The sequence below is a fragment of the Saliterribacillus persicus genome (assembly GCF_003337485.1).
GTDB classification, from domain to species: Bacteria; Bacillota; Bacilli; order Bacillales; family Amphibacillaceae; genus Saliterribacillus; species Saliterribacillus persicus.
On record NZ_QPJJ01000004.1, the window covers coordinates 277,411 to 284,604 of the forward strand.

The following is a 7,194-nucleotide window of genomic DNA, read 5'->3' on the forward strand; positions in this document are numbered from 1 at the left end:
TCTCTCCTTTTTTCATACATGAAGCTTTTCTATCTATATATTCATGCAACCCTATTCTTCTACTTGTATATTTACTTCTGGATATTCTAACTCCACTTCTATACCTTCTGGTGCAGTAACCTCCACAGGCAACTCATATTCTCCAGCTTCACGTTCTCCAACTTCTACTAGTAATTCTATTGTTTCCAAATCTAGCTCATCTAATTCAGATTCATAGCCTCTTAATGTCATATTCATAGTACCCTCTGCTGGTTCCAGAAAAGTAATTTCCTGGGAAGCTTGTACATTATCCATTTGAATATCCACATTTTCGACTTCACGCTCAATTTCTTGATCTAAGTCTATATTGACAGTAACCTGAGAAATATTTGACGTTCGTACTTCAGTTGGAATTTCCAAGTCAATCTCGATTGTGCCATCCTCTGAAAGTGTACTCAAATCGATTGGTTGCGTCAAGATTTGTTCTAAAGATCCTAGAAACTCTTCAGGTGCGAATATCTCAACTTGCTCTGTTTCCAAGCTCATTTCATTAATTCGTGAACCTTCAGGGAGTTCTCCTTCTGTTTGAATCTCAATTGGGACTGTTTTGCTTGGATTCTTAACGTCTACCGATACATCGATAGTTGGTGGATCCAAACGCACACTTAATTCATTCCCTTGATTATCATACACTTTTATTGGAACGTTATCTACTGTAAATGATTCACTCACATTAGTCACGTCAACAAATGCTTTTACAATAGAAATACGGTCTACAATACTCTTCGAACTCGTTATCGTAACCATTTCAGGGTCAGCAGTTACGTCCCCAAGCTCATATCCTGGTGTGATTTGCTCTCGATTGGTAAAGTCTATTGTAATTGGAAAATCTTTACTTGACCGTTCTTCTATCGTCACTTCTACTTCAACAGGCTCAATATAGACATTTATCCGATTGGAGATACCTGAATGTTCTAATGGAATAACATATGTACCAGGTTCTTTTCCTTCTAAATCGGCATAAATATCAAAATTTCTTTGAAGCGCAGTGGAAGTTACCATACTAACTGAACCTTGTAAGGAAACAGTAACGGTTTCTGGCACACCACTCACCACATATTTATCTTGGTCCATTTGAACACTTACAGGAACATCCTCTAACGTTTGCGTTTCATTTGATGTACCAAATGGTGAATCAAAGCCATCATCAGAGGATTCATTTACCTTTTCATCAAAAGCAATGATCACAAAAATAAGCACGGCAAGAAGCAATGATACTACACGAATAACCCATAGTTTTTCTAGCCATTTATTCATTTCTTTTTCCCCCTCCAATTCCATGCTTTATTCGTCGGGGTTCTAAACTTGCTAATTAACTCTATTTCAAGCATTTCTGAAAGTTTATCAATTGTTAAATTACGATGCAATTCACCATTTTTTGCACAAGAAATCTGTCCCGTTTCTTCTGATACTGTTATCGTTAAAGAATCCGTCGCTTCTGATATCCCCATTGCTGCACGGTGCCTTGTCCCTAATTCTTTAGAAATAAAAGGACTTTCTGATAATGGCAAATAACATGCAGCAGCAACGATTTCATCTCTACTTATAATTACTGCTCCATCGTGTAAGGGTGTATTTGGAATAAAAATATTGGTAAGTAATTCATTCGTCAGCTTTCCATTCACCGGAATCCCTGTAGCCACATAATCCCCTAACGCAGATTCTCGTTCTATTGTAATTAAAGCACCAATCCGTCGTTTAGCCATGTAGTTACAAGATTTCACAATTGCTTCAATTGCTTGATTTAAGGAATCTTCTTCAGAGGTTGAATTTCTCGAGAAAAAACTCCCTCTACCTAATTGTTCTAGCGCTCTTCTTAATTCAGGTTGGAACAAAATAATAATTCCAAGTGGACCCCACATAATAACTTGCCAAATCAACATTCGTACAGTCATTAAATCAAGAATCACACTCAGTAAATATATCGCAATTACTACAAAAATCCCTTTTAATAGTTGAATCGCTTTTGTTCCTCTTATTAGCATTAATAATTTATATAATACATACCAGACAACCCCAATGTCCACGGTTATTCTGAGTATGCTTAGAAAATTCCAGTCCCATTCGAACATCTTAACACAACCTTTTATTCATTAAAATCTTATTTCTATAAGTTATGTAGTCATTTCTAATATTATAGCATAGATTTTAAGGAAGCAGGAATGGAAGGTCTTTTTTCCTAGTAAAAAGAGAGAGTATCCATACCCTCTCTTAACTATCTGGATTTATTTTCGACAATGCTTTAGTCGCTGGCCCTTCGATTACTTCCCCATCATAATCAAAACGTGATCCATGACACGGGCAATCCCAGGTGTGTTCTGCATTATTCCAATTTAATTCACATCCCATATGGGTACAGGTTGTATCAACAACATGAACAACTTCCTTATCATCTTTATAAACTCCCGCTCTCTTCCCTTCCATTCGAACCACTGCACCCTCATTTGCAACTAAGCTATCTATTTCTTTCTTTGGTTGTTCGAGCTTTCCTTTTACAAATTCCTTTGCAACCTCTGAGTTTTCTTTCGCAAAACTTTTCAGCTGGGTCTTCCCGATTTCACGTGAGGGAGAATAGAGCTCTTCGAATGAATTTTCGTTACCTATGATTTGATCTGTGATTAATTTTGCTGCAATCGTACCATTTGTCATTCCCCATTTTCGGTAGCCCGTCGCAACAAAGATTTCTTTATTTTTTTTTGTAATTGGTCCAATGTACGGGATACTATCTAACGTTATTAAATCTTGAGACGACCATTTAAATTTTACGTTCGTGCTATTAAAATGTGTCTTGGCATATTCCTCAAGTTTCTGATATGCTTCGTCTGTCTTTTCTTTTTTCCCACTTTCATGTCCTTCACCTCCAATTAGGAGAAATGACTCACCATTTTCCAACGTATAATGTCTAATGGATCGCTTTGGATCCTCTGCGTTAATGTACATGCCATCTGATATAGTTCCTGGCGCTTCCACAGCAACTACATACGACCGCTCTGCATGTAACTTTGAAAAATACAATCCTTCAAAATCCTTAAATGGAAAATGAGTTGCTAAGACTACGTAATTTGCTGAGAGTGTGTGCCCTTTTTCCGTAATAACTTTCGACACGTCTCCCTTTTTTATATCAACTGCCCTGGAATTCTCAAAAATAGGTGTTCCCTTACTTTTTAAATAGCTAAGCAAGGAGGTTAAATATTTTACAGGGTTAAATTGTGCTTGACCTTCCATTTTGATCGCAGTATTTACTGAAAAGGGTAAATCAATATCTTTGGTTAACCCTCCATTTATTGCAAGTTTTTCATAGGCTTTCGCTTCTTCTTCAATTTTTTGCGTACCCTTTTTGGTATCACTAAATACATAAGCTGCTTGTTTTTTAAAGGCACAAGATATATTCTCGTCCTGAATTATTTGTTCGATTAGTGCTAGTCCTTCTTGATTGGCCTGGTAATATTCCTTCGCCTTCTTTTCACCTACAGTTTCTATAAGCTGCGCGTAAATTAATCCATGCTGTGAAGTGATTTTAGCTGTAGTATAACCAGTAGTTCCTTCTATGACTTTCTTTCCTTCTAATAGCGCAACTCGATAGCCTTGTTTCACTAATAGATAAGCTGTAGTAATACCGGTAATGCCAGCACCAATAACTGCTATGTCAGTTTCTATATCCTCTGTTAGCTCTGGGAATGTGTCTATCTTTACATCTTCTTTCCATATTGCCTGGGTTCTATTGCTCATTTTTTTCCTCCTTTTTGCTTGTTTTAGCTATACCCTTTTTTCAAACTTAAAAAAACTACCATTAGAATTATGGCTGATCTGGTAGCTTTTAGTATTCGTTATTTGCTTATTATTATTTCGATTTTTTAAAAGTATTAGGATTTAGCATCATTACGTATTCACTTCACCCATTTGTAGAGGTGAAATTAGTTTACCTACATCATCAGCATTTCTTTAAATATAAAAAAATACACCTTTTTTCCCTAACAGAATTTAATTCCACCGTCGTTTTAACTTTTTAAACAACTTTAAGGTTCTATTTCTATCTCGCTTAGTTGCTTGTCTCTAATTTCTATTTCTTGCTTTTTTCCCTACAACTATTTCAAAAATTATAAAAAAGATTATTCCTCAGATAAAAAAAGAAATGTCTCTTTGTATGAGTAAAAAATAAAGAGAAATCATCAAAATAAGTGTTCTAATTACTTGCAAAATTTTATGGTTATCCATTTGTTAAATCACTCCTATGATTACACTAGTAAGAAAATGTATATTTAACAAAATGTTAACATTGATTTTTAATCTTAGGCTAATAAATCGAACTTTTGGATTTACTGTCGTTTCCCGCGCAGGGTTAAGTCAATTAATAGAAAAAAGACTCTTCTATTATTAGAAGAGCCTTCTGATTTATTTTGACGTCATATCAAATATACTGCGACTTATATCTTTTATATGGTACCAGAGCCATTCAAATATTTCATTCACTTGCTTTATTTCTCCAGAAATATTCCCAGTTGAGGCCATTAAATGATCCCCGTTAATGATCACAACATTTCCTTCTACTTCACCATCAATCTTCAGGTTCCCATTCTTAACCACCAAATCACCGTCTACTCGTACCCCTTCAGGTACAATAACAGTGTCATCTTCCACAACCAAATTTTTGCCTTTTGGATAGCTTAATTGATGGTCTTGATCCCAAGCAGAATATACTCCTCCGAACATCATCACAAAGAAAATAGCAGCTGCCGTGAGAAGTGGATGCATTCGTAGCCACCTTTGTACACCAATTCGCTTTCTTTCTTTTGGTAGGTTATTCATTACTTGCGATGTGAAAGAAGAAGATGGCCGTAAATCACTATTTGCCTTAACCAAAGAAATAGCGCGTTTTAGTTCATGAAAATGTTCCTGACATGCGGGACACGTTTGAAGATGTGACCTTAACGTTTGCTCATCTTTTTTTGTAATATGACCATCAAGGTACTCATGCATTAAATCTGTTATCTGCTTATCACATTTCATTATCATCACACCCCTTAAACATGACGAAGCCTTTTACGTAAAGCTTCTCTCCCTCTATGAATTCTAGTTTTAACAGTCCCAACCGGAATTTCCAAAATCTCACTTATCTCTATTAGGGAAAGTTCGTCTACAAATCGAAGCGCAATTACACTACGATACTTTGCAGGCAGGTTCATAATCTCTTGCTGTATATACGACTGAATTTCAATACTTTCTACTTCTTCTTCCGGTAAAGCTTGGTCTGCTGGGATTTGCGCATATAAATCAAGTCCTTCAGTTCCTTGCACCTGCGCATCCAAATAAAAATCGGGCTTCTTTTTCCGAATGCGATCGATGGTTAGGTTCGTCGCAATTCGATAAAGCCAAGTAGAAAATTTTCGCTTATTATCGAAGGAGTGAATATTTACATAAGCACGAATAAATGCTTCCTGAGCAATATCTTCAGCTTCATGTCTATTGCCAATCATCCGAAAACAGATAGCAAACACTTTACTTTGATAAAAAAGGACAATTTCTTCAAAAGCAGCTTGATCGCCTTTTTTGACTAATTTAATATATTCTTTTATTTTTGTCTCCATCATCATCTAATACCTCCGCTACATATGCGGTCACTCCTAATACGAATGAGGACAACATGAGGTTTCATTTTTTTAATTATTTATTTAAAAACTTGTTTAATACTTTACTAAAATGGGTATAATTCATTAATCATTATAGCAGTTTAGGAGGTGATTTGGATGATGGATTTGAATATTTTAGAAAAAATTGAAATGCATAGAGAAAAGATGGTTCAATTGTCCTTTTCGTTACCACTAACTTCACCTGAGATGATTCGGTTATCTGCTGAATTAGATGAATATCTTAATGAATATTCACAAACGTATATTAATAAAAGCAGTAGCTGAGCCCTTCTTTATATGATTTTCCCACTAGTATAAAACTATTTGTGCACAAAAAAATTGAATAGGCTTCCTATTCAATGGTGTTTTTATTATATACGATTGGTGGAGCCTAGCGGGATCGAACCGCTGACCTCCTGCGTGCAAAGCAGGCGCTCTCCCAGCTGAGCTAAGGCCCCAAAATATGTATAAATTAAAAAATGAGCCATGGAGGATTCGAACCTCCGACCCTCTGATTAAAAGTCAGATGCTCTACCAACTGAGCTAATGGCTCAACTTATTGGCTGGGCTAGCTGGATTCGAACCAGCGCATGACGGTACCAAAAACCGTTGCCTTACCGCTTGGCTATAGCCCAATAAAAATAAGTGTACTTCTATAATCTATACACTTCGTTAAAAATTATACATGGTGGAGGGAGTAGGACTCGAACCTACGAACCCGATGGGAGCGGATTTACAGTCCGCCGCGTTTGGCCAACTTCGCTATCCCTCCAAATATATATAAAACAAAAACTGGTGCCGGCCAGAGGACTTGAACCCCCAACCTACTGATTACAAGTCAGTTGCTCTACCAATTGAGCTAGACCGGCGAAAATGGTGGAGGATGCAGGGCTCGAACCTGCGACCCCCTGCTTGTAAGGCAGGTGCTCTCCCAGCTGAGCTAATCCTCCAAATGGTGACCCGTACGGGATTCGAACCCGTGATACCGCCGTGAAAGGGCGGTGTCTTAACCACTTGACCAACGGGCCATTTTCAAAAGTATTAATCTAGACAGAGCTTCCAGCCGGACTTGAACCGGCGACCCCTTCCTTACCATGGAAGTGCTCTACCACTGAGCTATGGAAGCAAATAAATGGCTCCACAGGTAGGATTCGAACCTACGACCGATCGGTTAACAGCCGATTGCTCTACCACTGAGCTACTGTGGAATAATTATTAATTGAGCTTGTCTATTTTTTAGTTGAAAAAATATTGCCTGGCAACGTCCTACTCTCGCAGGGGCGCAAGCCCCAACTACCATGGGCGCTGAAGAGCTTAACTACTGTGTTCGGCATGGGAACAGGTGTGACCTCTTCGCTATTGCTACCAGACTATGTATATTGAAGGAATATACCTTCAAAACTAGATAAGGTGTATGACAATCAAACATTTTGTGTTTAGTTAAGTCCTCGATCGATTAGTATTCGTCAGCTACACGTGTCACCACGCTTCCACCTCGAACCTATCTACCTCATCGTCTCTGAGGGAT

General features: G+C 37.5%; 6 protein-coding genes, 9 tRNA genes and 2 rRNA genes. 1 reads left to right on the top strand and 16 read right to left on the bottom strand.

Annotated features, from left to right (window positions below; translation table 11 throughout):
* Positions 1–51: 51 nt before the first annotated feature.
* The 5 genes from DFR57_RS06700 to sigW all read right to left on the bottom strand — a co-directional run bounded on the left by DFR57_RS06700 (position 52) and on the right by sigW (position 5,624).
* Entirely contained in the window at positions 52–1,296 is a 1,245-nt protein-coding gene (locus DFR57_RS06700; protein WP_114352365.1) for a CdaR family protein, read from the bottom strand.
* A complete protein-coding gene (cdaA, locus tag DFR57_RS06705) occupies positions 1,293–2,111 on the bottom strand; it encodes a diadenylate cyclase CdaA (protein ID WP_114352366.1) in 819 nt (272 codons plus the stop codon). The genes DFR57_RS06700 and cdaA overlap by 4 nt, the downstream gene beginning before the upstream one ends.
* Positions 2,112–2,250: 139 nt before the next feature.
* Complete coding sequence (locus tag DFR57_RS06710; protein WP_114352367.1) at positions 2,251–3,768, bottom strand: FAD-dependent oxidoreductase; 1,518 nt, start codon at positions 3,766–3,768, stop codon at positions 2,251–2,253.
* A gap of 663 nt (positions 3,769–4,431) precedes the next feature.
* Positions 4,432–5,046 (bottom strand): anti-sigma factor family protein, encoded by a 615-nt coding sequence (locus DFR57_RS06715; protein WP_114352368.1) that lies wholly within the window; start codon positions 5,044–5,046, stop codon positions 4,432–4,434.
* 14 nt (positions 5,047–5,060) lie between these two features.
* A complete protein-coding gene (gene sigW, locus DFR57_RS06720) occupies positions 5,061–5,624 on the bottom strand; it encodes an RNA polymerase sigma factor SigW (RefSeq protein ID WP_114352387.1) in 564 nt (187 codons plus the stop codon).
* A 159-nt stretch (positions 5,625–5,783) separates the two neighbouring features.
* Between sigW and DFR57_RS06725 the strand changes: the two genes are divergently transcribed.
* Complete coding sequence (locus DFR57_RS06725; protein ID WP_114352369.1) at positions 5,784–5,951, top strand: aspartyl-phosphate phosphatase Spo0E family protein; 168 nt, start codon at positions 5,784–5,786, stop codon at positions 5,949–5,951.
* A gap of 97 nt (positions 5,952–6,048) precedes the next feature.
* On the opposite strand, the gene DFR57_RS06730 is transcribed toward DFR57_RS06725, so the two are convergent.
* The 11 genes from DFR57_RS06730 to DFR57_RS06780 form a co-directional block, all read right to left on the bottom strand.
* Positions 6,049–6,124 (bottom strand) — tRNA-Ala (locus DFR57_RS06730).
* A gap of 22 nt (positions 6,125–6,146) precedes the next feature.
* Positions 6,147–6,219, bottom strand: a tRNA-Lys gene (locus tag DFR57_RS06735).
* Between the two features lie 7 nt (positions 6,220–6,226).
* A tRNA-Gln gene (locus DFR57_RS06740) sits at positions 6,227–6,301 on the bottom strand.
* Between the two features lie 51 nt (positions 6,302–6,352).
* Positions 6,353–6,438, bottom strand: a tRNA-Tyr gene (locus tag DFR57_RS06745).
* 21 nt (positions 6,439–6,459) lie between these two features.
* Positions 6,460–6,535: transfer RNA gene (locus DFR57_RS06750), tRNA-Thr, on the bottom strand.
* A 5-nt stretch (positions 6,536–6,540) separates the two neighbouring features.
* Positions 6,541–6,616: transfer RNA gene (locus DFR57_RS06755), tRNA-Val, on the bottom strand.
* Between the two features lie 3 nt (positions 6,617–6,619).
* Positions 6,620–6,694, bottom strand: a tRNA-Glu gene (locus tag DFR57_RS06760).
* A gap of 26 nt (positions 6,695–6,720) precedes the next feature.
* A tRNA-Thr gene (locus DFR57_RS06765) sits at positions 6,721–6,792 on the bottom strand.
* Positions 6,793–6,799: 7 nt separating this feature from the next.
* A tRNA-Asn gene (locus DFR57_RS06770) sits at positions 6,800–6,874 on the bottom strand.
* Between the two features lie 45 nt (positions 6,875–6,919).
* Positions 6,920–7,036 (bottom strand): 5S ribosomal RNA (gene rrf / locus DFR57_RS06775).
* Positions 7,037–7,102: 66 nt separating this feature from the next.
* Positions 7,103–7,194, bottom strand: a 23S ribosomal RNA gene (locus DFR57_RS06780); the annotation flags it as partial.

Excerpts from the sequence above, each read along its gene's own strand:
- sigW (WP_114352387.1), bottom strand. The coding sequence starts at position 5,624 with ATGGAGACAAAAATAAAAGAATATATTAAATTAGTCAAAAAAGGCGAT.
- DFR57_RS06700 (WP_114352365.1), bottom strand. The coding sequence starts at position 1,296 with ATGAATAAATGGCTAGAAAAACTATGGGTTATTCGTGTAGTATCATTG.
- DFR57_RS06715 (WP_114352368.1), bottom strand. The coding sequence starts at position 5,046 with ATGAAATGTGATAAGCAGATAACAGATTTAATGCATGAGTACCTTGAT.
- DFR57_RS06725 (WP_114352369.1), top strand. The coding sequence starts at position 5,784 with ATGATGGATTTGAATATTTTAGAAAAAATTGAAATGCATAGAGAAAAG.
- cdaA (WP_114352366.1), bottom strand. The coding sequence starts at position 2,111 with ATGTTCGAATGGGACTGGAATTTTCTAAGCATACTCAGAATAACCGTG.
- DFR57_RS06710 (WP_114352367.1), bottom strand. The coding sequence starts at position 3,768 with ATGAGCAATAGAACCCAGGCAATATGGAAAGAAGATGTAAAGATAGAC.